The 19051-nt window shown below is 66.7% G+C and carries 17 protein-coding genes; 9 read left to right on the top strand and 8 right to left on the bottom strand.

What is annotated here, in order from left to right; translation table 11 throughout:
* The 5 genes from A5625_RS11880 to A5625_RS11860 all read right to left on the bottom strand — a co-directional run.
* On the bottom strand, positions 1 to 1129 hold a 1129-nt coding region (locus A5625_RS11880; RefSeq protein WP_232003614.1), incomplete at its 3' end, for a nickel-dependent hydrogenase large subunit.
* Between the two features lie 97 nt (positions 1130 to 1226).
* Positions 1227 to 2282 (bottom strand): hydrogenase expression protein HypE, encoded by a 1056-nt coding sequence (locus A5625_RS11875; RefSeq protein ID WP_066993386.1) that lies wholly within the window; start codon positions 2280 to 2282, stop codon positions 1227 to 1229.
* A gap of 267 nt (positions 2283 to 2549) precedes the next feature.
* Positions 2550 to 3323 carry a hydrogenase nickel incorporation protein HypB gene (gene hypB / locus A5625_RS11870; RefSeq protein ID WP_066993383.1) on the bottom strand — a complete coding sequence of 258 codons (774 nt, stop codon included), beginning with the start codon at positions 3321 to 3323 and terminating at the stop codon, positions 2550 to 2552.
* 12 nt (positions 3324 to 3335) lie between these two features.
* Positions 3336 to 3671 carry a hydrogenase maturation nickel metallochaperone HypA gene (locus A5625_RS11865; RefSeq protein WP_066993380.1) on the bottom strand — a complete coding sequence of 112 codons (336 nt, stop codon included), beginning with the start codon at positions 3669 to 3671 and terminating at the stop codon, positions 3336 to 3338.
* Between the two features lie 102 nt (positions 3672 to 3773).
* Positions 3774 to 4886, bottom strand: coding sequence for a HoxN/HupN/NixA family nickel/cobalt transporter (locus A5625_RS11860; RefSeq protein WP_066993377.1), 1113 nt, complete (start codon positions 4884 to 4886; stop codon positions 3774 to 3776).
* A gap of 155 nt (positions 4887 to 5041) precedes the next feature.
* Between A5625_RS11860 and A5625_RS11855 the strand changes: the two genes are divergently transcribed.
* Positions 5042 to 5533: a Fur family transcriptional regulator gene (locus tag A5625_RS11855; RefSeq protein ID WP_066993374.1), complete on the top strand. Its 492-nt coding sequence runs from the start codon at positions 5042 to 5044 to the stop codon at positions 5531 to 5533.
* 2 nt (positions 5534 to 5535) lie between these two features.
* Here A5625_RS11855 and mtr read toward each other — a convergent pair whose 3' ends face one another.
* Entirely contained in the window at positions 5536 to 6915 is a 1380-nt protein-coding gene (gene mtr / locus A5625_RS11850; RefSeq protein ID WP_066993371.1) for a mycothione reductase, read from the bottom strand.
* A 4-nt stretch (positions 6916 to 6919) separates the two neighbouring features.
* Positions 6920 to 7948, bottom strand: coding sequence for an alpha/beta hydrolase (locus A5625_RS11845; RefSeq protein WP_066993368.1), 1029 nt, complete (start codon positions 7946 to 7948; stop codon positions 6920 to 6922).
* 210 nt (positions 7949 to 8158) lie between these two features.
* Here A5625_RS11845 and mqo point away from each other — a divergent pair, with 210 nt between their 5' ends.
* From mqo to A5625_RS11805, 8 genes are all read left to right on the top strand, one after another.
* Positions 8159 to 9589 (top strand): malate dehydrogenase (quinone), encoded by a 1431-nt coding sequence (mqo, locus tag A5625_RS11840; protein WP_066993389.1) that lies wholly within the window; start codon positions 8159 to 8161, stop codon positions 9587 to 9589.
* Positions 9590 to 9647: 58 nt separating this feature from the next.
* Complete coding sequence (locus A5625_RS11835) at positions 9648 to 10118, top strand: GNAT family N-acetyltransferase (RefSeq protein WP_066993365.1); 471 nt, start codon at positions 9648 to 9650, stop codon at positions 10116 to 10118.
* Entirely contained in the window at positions 10115 to 11962 is a 1848-nt protein-coding gene (locus tag A5625_RS11830) for a magnesium chelatase subunit D family protein (RefSeq protein ID WP_066993362.1), read from the top strand. Before A5625_RS11835 ends, A5625_RS11830 begins: the two co-directional genes overlap by 4 nt.
* A gap of 34 nt (positions 11963 to 11996) precedes the next feature.
* Positions 11997 to 12611 carry a cob(I)yrinic acid a,c-diamide adenosyltransferase gene (gene cobO, locus A5625_RS11825; RefSeq protein ID WP_066993359.1) on the top strand — a complete coding sequence of 205 codons (615 nt, stop codon included), beginning with the start codon at positions 11997 to 11999 and terminating at the stop codon, positions 12609 to 12611.
* A complete protein-coding gene (locus tag A5625_RS11820; protein WP_066993356.1) occupies positions 12608 to 14008 on the top strand; it encodes a cobyrinate a,c-diamide synthase in 1401 nt (466 codons plus the stop codon). The genes cobO and A5625_RS11820 overlap by 4 nt, the downstream gene beginning before the upstream one ends.
* Before the next feature lie 64 nt (positions 14009 to 14072).
* A complete protein-coding gene (cobA, locus tag A5625_RS11815) occupies positions 14073 to 15278 on the top strand; it encodes a uroporphyrinogen-III C-methyltransferase (protein ID WP_066993353.1) in 1206 nt (401 codons plus the stop codon).
* 33 nt (positions 15279 to 15311) lie between these two features.
* Positions 15312 to 16904, top strand: coding sequence for an MFS transporter (locus A5625_RS11810; RefSeq protein ID WP_066993350.1), 1593 nt, complete (start codon positions 15312 to 15314; stop codon positions 16902 to 16904).
* Between the two features lie 102 nt (positions 16905 to 17006).
* A complete protein-coding gene (locus A5625_RS11805) occupies positions 17007 to 18755 on the top strand; it encodes a proline--tRNA ligase (protein WP_066993347.1) in 1749 nt (582 codons plus the stop codon).
* On the opposite strand, the gene A5625_RS11800 is transcribed toward A5625_RS11805, so the two are convergent.
* Positions 18752 to 19051: ferritin-like domain-containing protein (locus A5625_RS11800; RefSeq protein WP_066993343.1), on the bottom strand; the 300-nt coding region annotated here is incomplete at its 5' end. The two genes, A5625_RS11805 and A5625_RS11800, sit on opposite strands and share 4 nt — an antisense overlap.

Raw genomic sequence — 19051 nt, 5'->3', positions numbered from 1 at the left:
AGCACACCAACCCGCACCCGCAGAAGCGGGACATGGAGGGCGGCAAGTACAGCTGGGTGATGTCGCCGCGCTGGTTCCACGGGTGGCGCCGGTCCACCGCGTTGCCCAGTGGATCGGTCTTGACGAACATCTCCTGGTCGGTCCAGTCGTCGTAATACGAACTGCCCAAGAGGATTCGGATACCAAGGTTGATGTCCACCAGCGAGTGGGTGACCAGCTTGCCGTCGACCACCACGCCCGGCGTGACGAACATCGCGTTACCCCAGCGCTCCATGTCCTTGTATTCGAAGTTGCACACCTCGGGGTCCTGGAAGGAGCCCCAGCAGCCCAACAGGGTGCGGCGCAGTCCGACGTTCTCGTAACCGGGCAAGGCCTCGTAGAAGAAGTCGAACAGGTCGTCGTGCATCGGGACGACCTTCTTCATGAACTCTACGTAGCGCATCAAGCGCGTCATGTAGTCCGTCATCAATTGGACGGTCGCCACGGTGCCCACCCCGCCGGGGTAGAGCGTGGAGGGGTGCACGTGGCGACCCTCCATGAGGCAGAACATCTCTCGCGTCCAGCGGCTGACCACAAGCGCTTCGCGGTAGAACTCACCGCTGAACGGGTTGAGCGAGCGCATGATGTCGGCGATCGTCTTGTAGCCGTGGGCGTCAGCGTGCGGAGCCGGTGTCTTCTCGGCCAGCGACAGCACGCTCGGGTTGGTCTCGGAGACCATCTTCTCGCAGAAGTCCACGCCGACCAGGTTCTCCTGGAAGATGTTGTGGTCGAACATGTATTCCGCGGCCTCGCCGAGGTTGACGATCCACTCGCCCAGATGCGGCGGCTTGACGCCATAGGCCATGTTCTGGGTGTAGCACGAACAGGTGGCGTGGTTGTCACCGCAGATACCGCAGATGCGGCTGGTGATGAAATGGGCGTCGCGGGGATCCTTGCCCTTCATGAAGATCGAGTAGCCGCGGAAGATCGACGAGGTGCTGTGGCACTCGACGACTTCTTTGTTCTCGAAGTCGATCTTGGTATAGATACCCAGGCTGCCCACGATCCTGGTGATGGGGTCCCAGGCCATGTCGACCAGTTGGCCGGGTTCCCGCTTGGCATGTGTGGGTTCAGGAATGATGGTTGTCATCGCGCTACTTCTTCCCGCTTTGGCTGCTGTCAGCATTGGCTGATGCGGCGACGGCGTTCGTCTGCTGGAGAGGAGCGCGCCGACCCCGGTAGGCGACCTACCAGGTGCGGCGCGCTCCGGTGGTGAGTTGGTCGCCGTTGTGGCGCCACCGCGGCTCTTTGTCGACGGTGCGTTCCGTGATACCCCTCAGACTGCGAATCACGGCTCCGTATAAACCCGAAGCGGTGCTCGAGATCTTGCCGCCCGGCGGCTCATCCATGAACGGCATGAACTTGTCCGGGAATCCCGGCATCGTGCAGCCAATGCAGATGCCACCGACGTTGGGGCAACCCCCGACACCGTTGATCCAGCCGCGCTTGGGCACATTGCATTTGACGACGGGTCCCCAACAACCCAGTTTCACAATGCATTTCGGCGATCCGTACTCGGTGGCGAAGTCGCCCTGCTCGTAGTAGCCAGCCCGGTCGCAACCCTCGTGCACGGTCTTTCCGAAGAGCCATTGTGGACGCAGCGCGCCGTCGAGCGGAATCATCGGCGCCTGATCGGTCGCCATGTAGAGCAGGTAGGTCAGCGTCTCGGCCAGATTGTCCGGTTGGATCGGGCAACCGGGTACGCACACGATCGGAATGCCGGCCTTGCTCGTCCAGTCCCAACCGAGATAGTCCGGAACACCCATTGCCCCGGTCGGGTTACCGGCCATCGCGTGGATTCCCCCGTAGGTGGCGCAGGTCCCGACCGCCACGATGGCGGTGGCCTTGGGCGCCAACCGGTCGAGCCACTCGCTGGTGGTCATCGGCTGCCCGGTGGCCGGGTTGTTGCCGAAACCGCACCAGTAGCCCTCGTCCTTGATCTTCTCGTTCGGGATGGATCCCTCGACCACCAGAACGAAAGGTTCCAACTCGCCGCGGTCGGCTTTGAAGAACCACTCCAGAAAGTCGTCCGCCCCTCCGTTGGGTCCGCATTCGAAGTCGATCAGGGGCCAGTGCACGGCGACCTGGGGGAGTCCGGGCAAGGCCCCCAACGCGATCTCCTCGACGCTGGGCTGGGTGGCAGCAGTCAATGCCACCGAATCACCGTCACAACTGAGGCCCGCGTTGATCCATAGCACATGGATCAATGTTTGTTCTGCCTTGACTGCTGCTTCTGTTGGCATGCTGCAGCTTTCCGGAGCCGGGCTGGGGCTCCTGCGTTGCCGGAGTCGACCGTCGGCCCACTTGCGCAGCGCTAATTTTTGGGTCTACTCCCGCTATCGTGCGTTGTCAACGGTTCGGCCTGACTGACTAATAGTCGCGTGTTGCATAGCGCTGAAATACCTTGGCGCGCCAGGCTGATTCGTCGAGTCCGCCCGATCATCGCGGGCGGTCCGTCCTGCAAATGCCTTGCAGGAGAGTGGTCGGTGCGGCACTCGCTCGTGCGCCGTTCATGCCCGCTCGGTGGCGAAGCGGCGCAACCACCCGAACCAGGCGCCCATTCCGTCGCCGGTGCGCGCACTGACCGGCAAAATCGTCGCTGCCGCATTGACTTTGCGAACGTGGGCGATGTAGGTGTCCACATCCACGTCGAGGTGGGGCACCAGGTCGATTTTGTTGAGCAGCACCACATCCACCGAGCGGAACATCACCGGATACTTCAGCGGCTTGTCCTCGCCCTCGGTCACCGAATAGACCATGGCCTTGGCGTGCTCGCCGACGTCGAATTCAGCCGGGCAGACCAGATTGCCGACGTTCTCGATGACCACCAGGTCCAGCGCGGCGAGGTCGAGGCCGGGCAGCGCACGATTGATCATGGGGGCGTCGAGATGGCATTCGCCGCCAAATCCGTTGCTGGTATTCAGCAGTGACACCTGGGCGCCGCGGCCGCTGAGCTTGGCCGCATCCAGGTCGGTGGCGATGTCGCCCTCGATCACCCCGATCGCCAGCTCGCCGGCGAGTTCGTCGAGCGTGGCCTGCAGGATGGTGGTCTTGCCCGATCCCGGAGAGCTCATCAGGTTGACGGTGCGCACCCCGTTGTGCTCGAAGGCCGCCCGGTTGGCGTCGGCGAGCAGGTCGTTCTCGGCGAATATCGCCTCCAGCACGTCGATGCGCTGGCTGCCGGTTTGGTAGTGGCTGTGATCGCCGTGGTCGTGGTCGTGGGGAAGGTGATCGTGCTTGTGGGTATGGACGGTTCCGTCGTCGTGCCGATGAAATCTACCCATAGCCAACGCCTTTCACGAGACATCCAATGACGTCACCAAGAATTCGTTGCCGCGCAGCACTTCGACGTCGGAACTGTCGCACCGCGGACACCAGATCGACCATGGCGAGGTGATCTCGGATTGCCCGCCGCAGACATGGCACTTGACTTCGGCGCTGACGCATTCGAGTTCCAGCTCGGCGTCCGGCATGTCCTCGGCGTCGCGGACCAATGTCCAGCAGAACGACAGCGACTCCGGCACCACCTGACGAAGCGCACCCACCCGCACCCGCACCACGTCGACGTGCCGACCGTCGGCGTGATCCTTGACCACACCGGCGATCGCTTCGCACAGCGACAGCTCATGCATCGCCGGTCATCACCGGTCCGCGAGCTGGGCTGGGGCGGACGAGCCCATGAGCACTGTTCTACACCCGAACCGCGGTTTGCGGTGCGACTCGCGCCGGTCGGCTCAGGACGTCCACTTCTCTTCGAGGCGCCCATAACGCCAGACCAGCAGGGCCACCGCCCAGGTGACGACGAAGATGCCGACGATGACGTAACCCATCGCGTTGAGGTCCAGGCCGCCGATCCAGGTCCAGAACGCGCCCCGCCAACCGAACTGGTCGGCGAACAGGACGAGGAGTTCGATGCTGCCGATCACCAAAGCGACCGCGACCGAGAGCGCGGTGATGGTGATGTTGTAGTAGATCTTGCGTACCGGGTTGGAAAAGGCCCAGCCATAGGCGAAATTCATGAATGAACCATCGATCGTATCCAGCAGGCACATGCCGGCGGTGAACAGCACCGGCAGGCACATGATGGCGTACCAGGGCAGCCCGGCGGCGGCGCTGGTGCCGGCCAGCACCAGGAGTGCGATCTCGGTGGCGGTGTCGAAGCCGAGCCCGAACAACAATCCGACCGGATAGCAGTGCCAGGATTTGGTGATCGACTTGGTGACGCGGCCGAGTAACCGGCTGATCAGTCCCCGGTTATCCAGGTGCCGCTCCAGCTCGGCGGCGTCGGCTTCCGGATCGTATTCACCCCGGCGCAGTCGTCTGAAGACTCGCAGGATGCCGACCAGCACGATGACGTTGAGGAGCGCGATCGCATACAGGAACACACCCGAGACGCTGGTGCCGATCAGCCCGGTGTAGTGGTGCAGCGTCGAGGAGTCGTCGCGGACCGGGCCGACGAACGTCTTCACCCCGCATGCCAGCAGCACCGCTAAGCCGAAGACCACCGTGGAGTGGCCCAGGGAGAAGAAGAAGCCGACGGCCAGCGGGCGCTGCCCGTCGTTCATCAGCTTGCGGGTGGTGTTGTCGATGGCGGCGATATGGTCGGCGTCAAAGGCGTGCCGCATGCCCAGCGTATAGGCCGTTAATCCGATACCGACGCCAAAAGCCTTGCCGCCCAAGTTGTATTGAGCCGGTGCCACGAAGAAGACCATGGTGGCCCAGCCGAGCAGGTGCAGCGCGACGATCACCGCCAGCATGGATGCGAGTCGCCACCACTCCGCCGGTGCCAGGGCGCCGCGAAGCTTAGTCGTCCGTGACGTCCGCCAGTCGATTTCGGTACCGGCCACTGGGGTCCTTCCGGCGCGTCCTTGCGTATCGGCTGCCACAACCGGCACGACTGTAAGTTCCGCGCCTTCCCAGATGCAAGCGAGTTGCAGGAAATCGAGTGGCTGGATCGGCTCGAAGACTGGCGATCCCGCCGCTTGAGCGCGACACTGAACCGGTGACGCCCAAGCCGTCGGTACTGGATGCGTCGGTCAACGAGAGGATCGGCGATTTTCTGCGTGCCCATGGGCTGCGGCGGATGGCTTCGCGGATTCAGGTGCTGGCGGTGCTGGAGCCGCTCAACGGCCACCTGCCGGTCGCCGAGATCTACAAGCGGATGCGTGAGTGTCTGCCGCCCGACACCCATCCGCCCGATGTCGCGACCGTCTACCGCACGGTGACCACCCTGGTCGATCAGGGCGTGCTGCACGCGTTGACACTCGAGGGCGGTGTGACGACGTACGGGCTGGCCACCGCTCCGCATCATCACGCGGTGTGCACGAAGTGCGGCACCATCATCGAGGTGCCCGCCCGGCAGTTGAGTTCGGCGCTCGAACACGCGATGGCCGGCAGTTCGTTTGCGCTGTCGGAGGCGGCCGGGCTGACCCTGCACGGGCTGTGCCCGCAGTGTCAGGACGACAAGCCGGCCGCCCGGCCGCGCCGGCGTTGAGGTCAGCGCAGACCCAGCAGCGCGTTCTCCACCACCTCGGGCAGCGCCGGATGGATCCAGTACTGACCGCGGGCCATTTGCGGCGCGGTGAGCCCGAAACTCATTGCCTGAATCAACGGCTGGATGATCGATGAGGCCTGAGTGCCCATGATGTGTGCGCCCAGCAGGCGCCCGGTACCGCGCTCGGCAATGAGCTTCACGATGCCGGTGGTGTCCTCCGCCGCCCAGCCGTAGGCGACGTCGCCATAGTCCTGCACCTTCACTGAGATTTTGAAACCCTGTGCGATGGCTTCGTTTTCGGACAACCCGACGTAGGAGATCTGCGGATCGGTGAAGACCGCGGACGGCACATAGCGATGGTCGGTGACGGCCATCGCCTCGGTATCGTCCCAGTCGCACAGCAGGTTGTGCTGCACGACGCGCGCCTCGTGGTTCGCCACGTGCTTGAGCTGATACGGAGAGGAGACGTCCCCCAGGGCGAAAACGCCACGCGCCGAGGTGCGCTGGTACTCGTCGACGACGACAAGGCCGTCCTCGACGGCGATGCCGGCCTGCTCGGCGTCGAGTAGATCAGCGTTGGACACCCGTCCGGTCGCCACCAGCAGCGCATCGGTGTCCAGGGTGTGGCCGTTGTCCAGCTCCACCCTGACACCCGAGCCCCGGTTCTCGGCGGCTACCACATTGCAGTGCGTGTGCAGTTCCCATTTGTTCGCCGCGATACGGGTGAAGCGTTCGCTGAGAACGTCGTCGATGTGCCGCAGCAAGCTCGAGCCCCGCACCACCATGGTCACCCGCGAGCCCAGCGCGGAGAAGATGTGTGCGAACTCCGCCGCCACGAAGCCGCCTCCGACGATCGTCAGATGCTCTGGCAATTCGGGGATTCGCATGATGGTATCGCTGGTGTGGTACCGGGCGCCGCAGTCGAGGATCGCCGGGGGAATCACCGCCCGCGCCCCCGCCGCGATCACTACCTGATCGGCGGTGAACTCTTCGTCGGCGTCGGTGCGCAACAGGTAGCGCCCGTCGGCCTGGACCGGACCGAACCGGATGTGCCGTTTGTACACATCGACATTGGGCGCCGCATTCCGATAATCCTCACCGCTGACCCCGATCGGGTCGATGCGTCCGAAGACTCGCGAGACGATGTCGTCCCAGCGCACCCGGTCGAGGCGCGCATCGACGCCGTAGCGCGCCGCGTCGCGGACCGTCTGAGCGACCTCGGCGGCGTAGACGAACATCTTGGTGGGGATGCACCCGACGTTCAGGCAGGTGCCGCCGAAGGTGCCCTCTTCACAGATCGCCACCCGCTTGTCGGCGAAGCGCTCATCGAGAATGCTGTTGCCGGAACCGGTTCCGATGATCGCGACGTCGTAGGTCTCCAAGCCGTCACCCCTTTCCGAACGACGGTGCGGCGTCGTTGTCGGCACGCAGGTAGCCGTCCAGCCAGAGATCCAGTTCACGATAGGCGACTTCGCGCGGGCCCGGCAGCGACAAGAACACGTCGTGCTTGGCGTCCGTTACCGGGACGACGGTGCTGCGGTTCCCGACACAACCGGCCCACCTGGCGATCTGGGTGACGTCGAGTACCGCGTCGCCGCACCGCATGGACGCGGGATCGGTGCCTTCCTGCACGCTGTGATCGGACCGCAAGATCAGATTCGGCACACCCACGTCGAGACCGCGATGCAGTCGGGCCTGGCCGCGGCGGATGGCATGCAGCCAGCCGAACGTGATCGGGAAGCCGCCGACCGGTTTCCACTGCAGGTTGTAGTCGAATTCCCCGTCATAGTCACGGTGCAAGGTGGTGCCGTAGCCGCCCTCGCCCGGCGATCGGGCCACCCCCTTGGACCGCACCCTGGACAGGCCGGCGATCAACGCGACGGTCACCGAGTGCCGCAGAATGGGCGGACCGGGCAGCTCGAGGAACGGGCTGTTGAGCACCAGGCCGCCGACGCCGGCGTGCGCGGCCGGGTTTCGCCGGCGCAACCGGTCCAACCATAACGACACGATCAACCCGCCCGCCGAATGCGCGTAGACCAGCACCTTCGCCGGATCCCCGGCCCTGCCGTGCGCTTGCGCTCCGACGGCGGCCAGCGCCTGATCGAGCTCGGCGTCGTAGTTGGCCAGGTCGGTGACGAAGTGCGGCGTCTGGCCGTCGCGGTGCGACCGGCCGCACTTGTGCAGGTCCAGCGCGTAGAAGGTAAAGCCGCGAGCCGCGAGATGGTCGGCCAGGTCGGTGTGGAAGAAGTAGTCGGTGTAGCCGTGCACCGCCAGCACCGCGTGCCCGGCCGGTGCCGGTTCGGGGCCGCGTCGGATCAGGGTCGCGACGATGTCGCCCTCACCGGCCGGATCGGACCCGAGCGCGATGGTGCGCTGCCAGTAACCGGGGAGGACATCGGGCGTCCAGCCGGTCACTTCGCCCGCACCCTGCCAGTCACCCCGCCTTTCACCACGCCAGCTTAGAGCTTTTGCTGGCCACCGGGCGCGCACTTCGTTCGCGGCCACTTTGCCTCGGGATAACCTGGGACCGGCGCAGTCGAGGGAAGGACCAGCAAGCCGGTGTCTCGCAACTTGGGGCCAGCCAGGACCACACGGACAGACGTCGTGCTGGTGGGCGCGGGCATCATGAGCGCGACCCTGGGTGCGTTGGTGCGCCGGCTACAGCCGGATTGGTCGATGACCTTCGTGGAGCGACTGGACGCCGTGGCCGCCGAGAGCAGCAGCCCCTGGAACAACGCCGGCACCGGACATTCGGCGCTGTGCGAGCTGAACTACACCCCGCAGCGGGCCGACGGCTCGATCGATATCAGCAAAGCGGTGCGCATCAACGAACAATTTCAGGTGACCCGCCAGTTCTGGGCCTACGCCGTCGAGAACGGGATCCTGACCGATCGGCGTTTTCTCACCGCGGTGCCGCACGCGAGCTTCGTGCGCGGCGCCCAGCGCGTCGACTATTTGCGGCGACGCCAGCAGGCGTTGGCGCACAACCCGCTGTTCGCCGGCATCGAATTGATCGACGACGCGGACGAGTTCGCCCGCCGGTTGCCGTTCATGGCCGCCAAGCGGGACTTCTCCGAACCGACAGCGCTCAACTGGGCCGCCCACGGCACCGACGTCGACTTCGGCGCCCTGTCACAACAGCTCATGGGGTTCTGCGTGCGCAGCGGCGCGACGGCATTGTTCGGCAACGAGGTCCGCAACCTGACCCGCCAGTCCGACGGCAGCTGGACGCTGTTGATCCGCAACCGCCGTACCGGCGAAAAGCACCGCCTGAACGCCAAATTCGTCTTCGTCGGGGCCGGCGGTGATGCCCTGCCGCTGCTACAGAAGTCCGGTATCGACGAGGTCAGAGGTTTCGCCGGATTCCCGATCGGCGGCCGCTTCCTGCGCGCTGATAACCCGGCGCTCACCGCCACGCACCGGGCCAAGGTGTATGGGGTCCCCGCAGCGGGCGCCCCGCCGCTGGGTGCTCTGCATCTGGACCTGCGTTACGTCAACGGCAAGCCGTGGCTGGTGTTCGGCCCTTACGCCGGCTGGTCACCAAAGTTCTTGAAACACGGGCACTTCACCGATCTGCCCCGTTCGGTGAAGCCGAACAACCTGACCGCACTGCTCGGTGTCGGCGTCAGCCAGCTGACCCTACTCAGATACCTGATCGGCCAACTGCGGCTGTCTGAAACCGATCGGCTGCGCATGTTGCGCGAATTCGCCCCCACCGCAGTGGGTTCGGACTGGGAGCTGACAGTGGCCGGTCAGCGCGTGCAAGTGATCCGTCGGGAAAAACGCAAGGGCGGGGTGCTGGACTTCGACACCACCGTGGTGGGGGCGGCGGATGGCAGCATCGCCGGGCTGCTGGGCGGCTCTCCGGGAGCGTCGACCGCGGTCCCCATCATGCTCGGCGTGCTGGAACGATGCTTTGCCAACCGCTTCGGGTCGTGGCAACCCGCTCTCAAAGAGATGGTTCCGTCGTTGGGGGCGAGGTTGTCGGACGAGCCGGCGCTCTACCACGAGGTTTTTTCATGGGGTACGAAGATGCTGGGGTTGGGCGTGTCATGACCGGCACCGGTGAAGCGCAGCGCAGCGATGCGGGCTGCTGGGGAGAGGGGCGCCGCCGGTGACCGAAGCACTGCGACGTATATGGGCCAAAGACCTTGATGCCCAGACGCTTTACCAGCTACTCCAGCTCAGGGTGGAGGTGTTCGTCGTCGAACAAGCGATCCCGTATCCGGAGCTGGACGGGCGCGATCTGCTCGCCGAGACCCGGCACTTCTGGCTGGAAACGGCCGCCGGCGAGGTGATCTGTACGCTGCGGCTGATGGAGGAGCATGCCGGGGGCGAGAAGGCGTTCAGGATCGGGCGGCTGTGCACCAAACGCAGTGCCCGCGGTCAGGGCCACACCACCAGGCTGCTGCGCGCGGCCCTGGCCGAGGTGGGTGACTACCCCTGCCGGATCAACGCGCAGACCTATTTGGCGGACATGTACGCCCAGCACGGATTTGTGCGCGACGGCGACGATTTCCTTGACGACGGCGTTCCACATGTACCGATGCTGCGACCGGGCTCGGGTTTGGCGGCCAAGCCGTGAAGCCCTACCCGTTCAGCGCGATCGTCGGGCACGACCAGCTGCGTCTGGCCCTGCTGCTGTGCGCGGTGCGCCCGGAGATCGGCGGCGCGCTCATCCGCGGCGAGAAGGGCACCGCCAAGTCCACCGCCGTGCGCGGCCTGGCGGCGTTGCTGGCCGACGCCACCGGCAGCGACGCGGGTCTGGTCGAAATGCCGCTGGGGGCAACCGAAGACCGGGTGATCGGCTCACTGGACTTACAGCGGGTGCTGCGCGACGGCGAGCACGCGTTTTCGCCCGGTCTGCTGGCCCGCGCGCACGGCGGCGTGCTCTATGTCGACGAAGTCAACCTGTTGCACGATCATCTCGTCGATGTGCTGCTCGACGCGGCGGCGATGGGACGGGTGCACATCGAACGCGACGGCATCTCGCATTCGCACGACGCCCGGTTCGTGTTGATCGGGACCATGAATCCCGAAGAGGGCGAACTACGTCCGCAGCTGCTGGACCGATTCGGGCTCACCGTTGATGTGCACGCATCGCGCGACGTCGACGTGCGAGTGCAGGTCATCCGGCAGCGGATGGCTTATGAGGCCGATCCGGATGGTTTCGCGCAGCGCTATGCCGACGCCGATGCCGAGCTGGCCCGGCGGATCGCCGCGGCGCGTGCGCTCGTCGATGATGTGGTGTTGCCCGACAACGAATTACGACGCATCGCGGCACTGTGTGCTGCCTTCGACGTCGACGGCATGCGGGCCGATCTGGTGGTGGCCCGCACCGCTGTCGCGCATGCGGCCTGGCGCGGCGCGCACACCGTCGGGGAGGAGGACATCCGGGTGGCCGCCGAACTCGCGCTGCCGCACCGGCGGCGCCGCGATCCGTTCGACGATCCGGGCATCGACCGCGACCAGCTGGATGAAGCCCTGGCCCAAGCCGGTTCCGATCCAGAGCCCGATCCCGAGTCCGATCCACCCGGCGGCGGTCAGTCCAACGATACCGAACAAGAACCGCCGCAACAGAATTCACCGGAAAACGGCAAACTGCAGGCGCCGCGAACGAGGCCCAGCGCGCCGCCGTCGAAAACGTTTCGCACCCGGACACTGCGAGTTCCCGGTGTCGGCGAGGGCGCGCCCGGGCGGCGATCGCGCGCCCGCAATGCCAGCGGCAGCGTCATCGCCGCCACCGACCCGGACGACGCCAGTTGCGCCGGGCACGGGCTGCATCTGTTCGCCACCCTGCTGTCAGCCGCCGAGCGCGCTGGGACCGGACCGTTGCGTCCGCAGCCCGGCGACGTGCGCCGCGCCGTGCGCGAGGGCCGCGAAGGCAATCTGGTGATCTTCGTTGTGGACGCGTCGGGTTCGATGGCCGCACGAGATCGGATGGCCGCGGTCAGCGGCGCCGCGCTGTCGCTGCTACGCGACGCCTATCAGCGTCGCGACAAGGTTGCCGTCATCACGTTCCGCCAACAGCAGGCGCGACTGCTGTTGCCACCGACGACGTCGGCGCACATCGCCGGCCGCCGGCTGGCCCGCTTCGACACCGGCGGGAAGACTCCGCTGGCTGAAGGCCTGCTGGCCGCGCGTGAGCTGATCGTGCGGGAGAAAGCGCGCGACCGGGCGCGGCGTTGCCTGGTGGTGGTGCTGACCGACGGCCGGGCCACGGCCGGGCCGGATCCATTGGGCCGCAGCAGGACCGCGGCGGCTCGGTTGGTTGCCGAGGGTGCCGCCGCGGTGGTGGTGGACTGCGAAACGTCATATGTGCGATTGGGCCTTGCCGAGCAACTGGCCCGCCACCTCGGCGCTCCGGCGGTACGGCTGGAGCAGTTGCACGCGGATTCTCTGACGCGTGCGGTGCGCGACGTGGCTTGAGCCGGCCGGCCAGAAGCAGAAAGGTTAAACGCTTATGCCACAAGGCGTTCCACTTCAAGTGCCCGATGACGGCCTGACCACCCGGGCGCGGCGTCACACACCCGTGCTGGCGCTGCACACCGGAGCCGGCAAGGGAAAGTCCACCGCGGCATTCGGAATGGCGCTGCGGGCCTGGAATGCCGGGCTCTCCGTCGCGGTGTTTCAGTTCGTCAAAAGCGCCAAATGGAAGGTGGGCGAGGAGGCCGTTTTCGGTCAGCTCGGCCAGGTGCACGACCAGCAGCGGGTCGGCGCGCCGGTCGAATGGCACAAGATGGGTGCCGGCTGGTCCTGGACCCGCAAGGCGGGCAGCGAGGTCGATCACGCGGCGGCAGCGGCCGACGGCTGGGCCGAGATCGCGCGCCGGCTGGCCGACCAGCGTCACGACTTCTATGTGCTGGACGAGTTCACCTATCCACTGAAGTGGGGTTGGGTAGACATCGACGAGGTGGTCGGGGTGTTGACGGCCCGGCCCGGTCATCAGCATGTGGTGATCACCGGGCGCGACGCCCCGCAGCGTCTGATCGATGTGGCCGACCTGGTGACCGAGATGGTCAAGATCAAGCACCCGATGGACGCCGGACGTAAGGGGCAGAAGGGCATCGAGTGGTGAGTGTTCCCGCCGTCGTCATCGCCGCTCCCGCGTCGGGCAGTGGAAAAACCACGGTGGCAACGGGTTTGATCGGCGCCTTGCGGCAGGCAGGGCACCGGGTGGCGCCGTTCAAGGTCGGCCCCGACTTCATCGATCCCGGCTACCACGGCCTTGCCGCCGGTCGGCCGGGCCGCAATCTCGATCCGGTTTTGGTGGGGGAGCACCTCATTGGCCCGCTCTACGGCCACGGCGCCAAGGACGCGGACATCGCCGTGGTCGAAGGTGTGATGGGACTGTTCGACGGTCGGATCGGTTCAGCCGGCACGACTCCCGCGCCGGGATCGACGGCGCATGTCGCCGGCCTGCTGGGCGCGCCCGTCGTCCTGGTCATCGATGCGCGCGGTCAAAGCCAGAGCATTGCGGCACTGTTGCACGGGTTTTCGACGTTCGACACCGCGACCCGGGTCGCCGGCGTGATCCTGAACCGCGTCGGGTCGGCCCGCCATGAGCAGGTGTTGCGGCAGGCCTGCGAGCAGGCCGGTGTTCCGGTGCTGGGCGCAATCCCACGCGTGGGCGAATTGGAGTTGCCGACAAGGTATTTGGGTCTGGTCACCGCGGTGGAGTACGGGCGGCGGGCCCGGACGGCAGTCGAGGCGATGACCGCCTTGATCACTCGCCACGTCGACTTGCCGGCGGTGGTCGCGGTCGCCGGGGCGCGGGTGGCGCAGCCGCCGCCTTGGGATCCCGCGACCGCGGTGGGGGAGACGGCCACCGGGCGCGCCACCGTCGCGGTGGCGGCCGGCAAGGCATTCAGTTTCGGCTACGCCGAACACGCGGAGCTGCTGGCGGCGGCCGGCGCCGACGTCGTCCAATTCGATCCGCTCGTCGACGCGTTGCCCGACGGCACCGATGCGGTGTTGCTGCCCGGCGGTTTTCCCGAACAGTTCACCGCGGATCTCTCGGCCAACGACGTGGTGCGCCGGCAGATCAACGAGCTGGCCGCCGCCGGGGCGCCGATCCACGCCGAGTGCGCCGGGTTGATTTATCTGGTCTCCGAGCTGGACGGGCACCCGATGTGCGGTGTGCTGGCAGGGCAGGCGCGGTTCACCTCACAGCTGACGCTGGCGTATCGCGATGCCGTTGCGGTCGCGGATTCGGCGCTGTACACCGCCGGCCAGCGTGCGGTGGGGCATGAATTTCACCGCACCGCAGTCACATTCAGTGAGGACTATCAGCCCGCATGGATGTACCAGGCGCACGACGCCGGCCAGCAGGGCGGTCCGGTACGCGACGGCGTCGTGCACGCCGGTGTGCACGGGTCGTATCTGCACACCCATCCGGCTGCCGCGCCGGAGGCGGTGGCGCGCTTCGTCGCACATGCCGGCGCCCGGCTTCGCCGCGCTGGCGGTCGCCACTAGATCGATGGTGGCGACCCGCGGCGCCCGGCTTCGCCGCGCTGGCGGTCGCCACTAGGCTTGCCGGGTGACCGAGAGCGCCTACCTCGCTGGGCTGCGGCTGACCGGCAAGAAGGTCGTCGTGGTCGGCGGCGGCACCGTTGCCCAGCGCCGGCTGCCGTTGCTCATCGCCAGTGGCGCGGACGTCCACGTCATCTCCCGCAGCGCCACCAGGTCGGTCGAGGCGATGACGGGAATTACGTTGGCATTGCGCGAATACCGCGACGGCGACCTCGACGGGGCCTGGTACGCGATCGCGGCCACCGACGACCCCGCGGTGAACGAGGCGGTGGTCGCCGAGGCCGAGAGCCGCCGCATCTTTTGCGTCCGCGCCGACGTCGCGGTGGAGGGGACCGCAGTCACCCCAGCATCTTTCGACTACGCCGGGTTGTCCGTCGGGGTGCTGGCCGGCGGTGAGCACCGTCGGTCCGCCGCGATCCGCTCGGCCATCCGTGAGGCGCTGCAGACCGGGCTCATCACTCCCGACAGCCCGGTCGGCTCCGACGTCGTCAAGGGCGGGGTGGCCCTGGTCGGCGGCGGTCCCGGTGACCCCGAACTGATCACCGTGCGCGGCCGCCGCCTGCTTGCCCACGCCGACGTGGTGGTCGCCGACCGGCTCGCGCCGCCGGAACTGCTCGCCGAACTACCCCCACATGTAGAAGTCATCGATGCGGCCAAGATCCCGTACGGGCGGGCGATGGCCCAGGACGCGATCAACGACGTCATGATCGAACGCGCCCGCGCCGGCCGCTTCGTGGTGCGCCTCAAAGGCGGGGACCCCTTCGTGTTCGCCCGCGGCTATGAGGAGGTGCTGGCGTGCGTTGAAGCTGGGATTCCGGTGACCGTGGTGCCAGGTGTGACGAGTGCCATAGGAGTGCCCGCGTTGGCCGGTGTTCCGGTCACCCATCGGGCGATAAATCACGAATTCGTGGTGGTCAGCGGCCATCTGCCACCCGGTCATCCCGAATCGTTAGTGAATTGGGATGCACTGGCCGCAATGTCAGGCACGATTGTTTTGCTGATGGCGGTCGAACGGATCGAACTTTTCGCCGACGCTCTTCTGAAAGGCGGCCGACCTGCGGATACGCCGGTGTTGGTGGTACAGCATGGAACGACGGCGGCTCAGCACACTTTGCGGGCGACGCTCGCCGACACGCCCGAGAAGATCCGCGCCGAGGGTATCCGACCTCCCGCGATCATCGTGATCGGTGCCGTGGCGGCATTCGGGCTTTAAACGGTTCTTAAGAGTACTGTAAGGTAACCCTTTATGACGGCTCTCAACGATGCAGAGCGCGCGGTGCAACATCTCGCCTCGGCGCGCCCCGATCGTCCAGCCCCGGTGAGCGCTGCGCTCCCGGCGGAGACCGCCTCCAAGCGCATCAGCAAGTACTACCCGGCGTGGCTGCCCTCTCGACGCTTCATCGCGGCCGTCATCGCCATCGGTGGTATGCAGCTACTGGCGACGATGGACAGCACCGTCGCCATTGTGGCGCTGCCCAAGATTCAAAACGAGCTCAGCCTGTCCGACGCCGGACGCAGCTGGGTGATCACCGCCTACGTGCTGACGTTCGGCGGGCTGATGCTGCTTGGCGGTCGCCTCGGCGACACCATCGGGCGCAAACGCACCTTCATCGTCGGTGTCGCGCTGTTCACCATTTCTTCTGTGCTGTGTGCGGTCGCCTGGGACGAGGCGACCATGGTCATCGCGCGGCTCTCACAGGGGGTCGGGTCGGCCATCGCGTCGCCGACCGGTTTGGCCCTGGTGGCGACCACCTTCCCGAAGGGCCCCGCCCGTAACTTCGCTACCGCGGTGTTCGCCGCGATGACGGCGGTCGGTTCGGTGATGGGCCTGGTGGTCGGCGGAGCGCTGACCGAGGTGTCGTGGCGGCTGGCGTTCCTGGTGAACGTGCCGATCGGCCTGGTGATGATCTACCTGGCTCGCACCGCGCTGCGCGAGACCAACCGGGAGCGGATGAAGCTCGACGCGACCGGGGCCATGCTGGCCACGCTGGCGTGCACCGCCGCCGTCTTCGCCTTCTCGATGGGACCGGAAAAGGGCTGGGTTTCGATCACCACCATCGGTTCGGGTGTGGTCGCTTTCGGCGCCGCGATCGCGTTCGTCATCGTGGAGCGCACCGCCGAGAACCCCGTCGTGCCGTTCGACTTGTTCCGCGACCGCAATCGGTTGGTCACCTTCATCGCGATCTTCTTGGCCGGCGGACTCATGTTCACCCTGACGGTGTGCATCGGCCTGTACGTACAGGACATCTTGGGCTACAGCGCGCTACGTGCCGGCGTCGGCTTCATCCCGTTCGTCATCGCGATGGGAATCGGCCTCGGTCTCTCATCGCAGCTGGTGTCCCGGTTCTCGCCGCGGGTGCTGACCATCGGCGGCGGGATCCTGCTGTTCTGGGCGATGATCTACGGCTCGGCATTCATGCACCGCGGCGTCGCCTACTTCCCCAACCTGGTGCTGCCGATCGTCATCGGCGGAATCGGCATCGGCATGGCCGTCGTCCCGCTGACCCTGGCAGCCATCGCCGGCGTCGGTTTCGACCAGATCGGCCCGGTATCGGCGGTCACGCTGATGCTGCAAAGCCTGGGTGGGCCGCTGGTGCTGGCCGTCATCCAGGCGGTGATCACCTCGCGGACGCTGTATCTGGGCGGAACCACCGGCCCGGTGAAAATCATGAATGATGCTCAATTGGGAGCGCTCGACCACGGTTACACCTACGGGCTGCTGTGGGTGGCCGGCGTGGCCGTCCTCGTCGGCGGGGCGGCGCTGTTGATCGGCTACACCCCCGACCAGGTTGCGCACGCGCAAGAGGTCAAGGAAGCGATGGACGCCGGGGAGCTGTAGCTCACCCCGCACGGGCGCTCTTCGCAGCACGCTGGACCCGATGGCGGTGACCTGCCGCGCCCAACTTCGTTGCGCTCGCAGCCACCGCTAGGCTGGCCCGCTGTGATCACCCGGATGTCCCAGCTGTTTTTGCGCACCTTGCGCGACGATCCCGCCGACGCCGAAGTCGCCAGCCACAAGCTGCTGATCCGGGCCGGCTACATCCGGCCCGTCGCGCCGGGGCTGTACAGCTGGCTACCGCTGGGGCTGCGGGTGCTGCGCCGCATCGAGCGGATCGTCCGCGACGAGATGAACGCCATTGGCGGACAAGAGATCCTGTTCCCCGCACTGCTGCCACGCGCGCCGTACGAGACGACGAACCGGTGGACCGAATACGGCGACTCGGTGTTCCGGCTGCAGGACCGCCGTGGCAACGACTACCTGCTGGGCCCCACCCACGAAGAACTGTTCACGCTGACCGTCAAAGGGGAATACAGCTCCTACAAAGACTTTCCGGTCCTGCTCTATCAAATCCAGAACAAATACCGCGACGAGGCGCGGCCGCGGGCCGGCATCCTGCGGGTCCGGGAGTTCGTGATGAAGGACTCCTATTCGTTCGACATCGACGAGGCCGGCCTCAAGGCCGCCTATCACGCCCATCGCGAGGCCTATCAGCGCATCTTCGCGCGCCTGCAGGTGCGCTACGTCATCGTCTCCGCCGTGTCGGGCGCCATGGGCGGCAGCGCCTCTGAGGAGTTCCTGGCCGAGAGCGCGGTCGGTGAGGACACCTTCGTACGGTGCCTGGAGTCCGGTTATGCCGCCAACGTCGAGGCCGTCGTCACCGCCCGTCCAGAGGCGCGGCCTATCGACGGGTTGCCCGAGGCCGTGGTCCACGACACCGGCGACACCCCGACCATCGCCACCCTGGTCGACTGGGCCAACCAGGCGGACCTGGGCCGCACTGTGACCGCGGCCGACACCTTGAAGAACGTGCTGCTCAAGGTGCGCCAACCCGGCGGGGACTGGGAACTGCTGGCCATCGGGGTGCCGGGCGATCGTGAGGTCGACGACAAGAGGCTGGGCGCGGCGCTGGAACCGGCCGAATACGCCCTGCTCGACGACGCCGACTTCGCCAAGTACCCCTTTCTGGTGAAGGGGTATATCGGGCCGAAAGCGTTGCAAGGCAACGGTGTTCGCTATCTGGTTGACCCACGGGTGGTGGACGGCACCAGCTGGATCACCGGGGCCGACGAACCCGGGCGGCACGTCGTCGGCCTGGTGGCCGGCCGGGACTTCACCGCCGACGGCACCATCGAGGCCGCCGAGGTGCGCGACGGTGACCCCTCGCCGGATGGCGCGGGCCCGCTGGTCTCGGCGCGCGGCATCGAGGTCGCGCATATCTTTCAGCTCGGCCGCAAATACACCGACGCCTTCACCGCTGATGTGCTGGGCGAGGACGGCAAGCCGGTGCGCCTGACCATGGGCTCCTACGGCCTCGGGGTGTCACGGATGGTGGCCGTCATCGCCGAGCAGCACCACGACGAACTCGGCCTGCGCTGGCCGGCGGCCGTCGCACCGTTCGACGTCCACCTGGTGATCGCCAACAAAGACGAGCAGGCCCGCACCGGAGCCACCGAACTGGCCGCCGAGCTGGACCGGTTGGGCCTCGAGGTGCTGCTCGACGACCGCCAGGCGTCTCCCGGGGTGAAGTTCAAGGACGCCGAACTGCTGGGCGTGCCCTGGATCGTGGTGGTGGGACGCGGCTGGGCGGACGGCGTGGTGGAACTGCGCGACCGCTTCGGCGGCCACACCCGCGAACTGGCGACCGGGCCGTCGCTGGCCACCGACATCGCGGCGGCCCTGAGCGGTTAGTCGTTGCCGCCGGGGAAGCTCGTCGTGATCGGCCAGGCCCCCAGCACCCGGTTCCATCGGGCGCCCATCACGGCACTTTGAACCAGGGCCGTCGACGCGAACGCGCGGTCCTCGGCGGTCTCGGCGTGCTCGGCGACCACACGCCAGGCTCCCGCACAGTCGTTCTCCATCCGGGCGGCCAGACGCGCGGCGTCAGCCGGGCCGCCAACCACCAGGGGCAGCTGGTAGCCGGCCGCGGCGACCGGAGCGTTGACCTTGCGGGCGGCCAACATCGCGATGACGTCGTCGCGGCGCTG

It is taken from the genome of Mycobacterium sp. 1465703.0 (assembly GCF_001672975.1).
In the GTDB taxonomy this organism is placed as follows: domain Bacteria; phylum Actinomycetota; class Actinomycetes; order Mycobacteriales; family Mycobacteriaceae; genus Mycobacterium.
The sequence above is the reverse complement of the archived record's forward strand: the minus strand, read 5'-3'. Positions and strand labels throughout refer to the sequence as shown.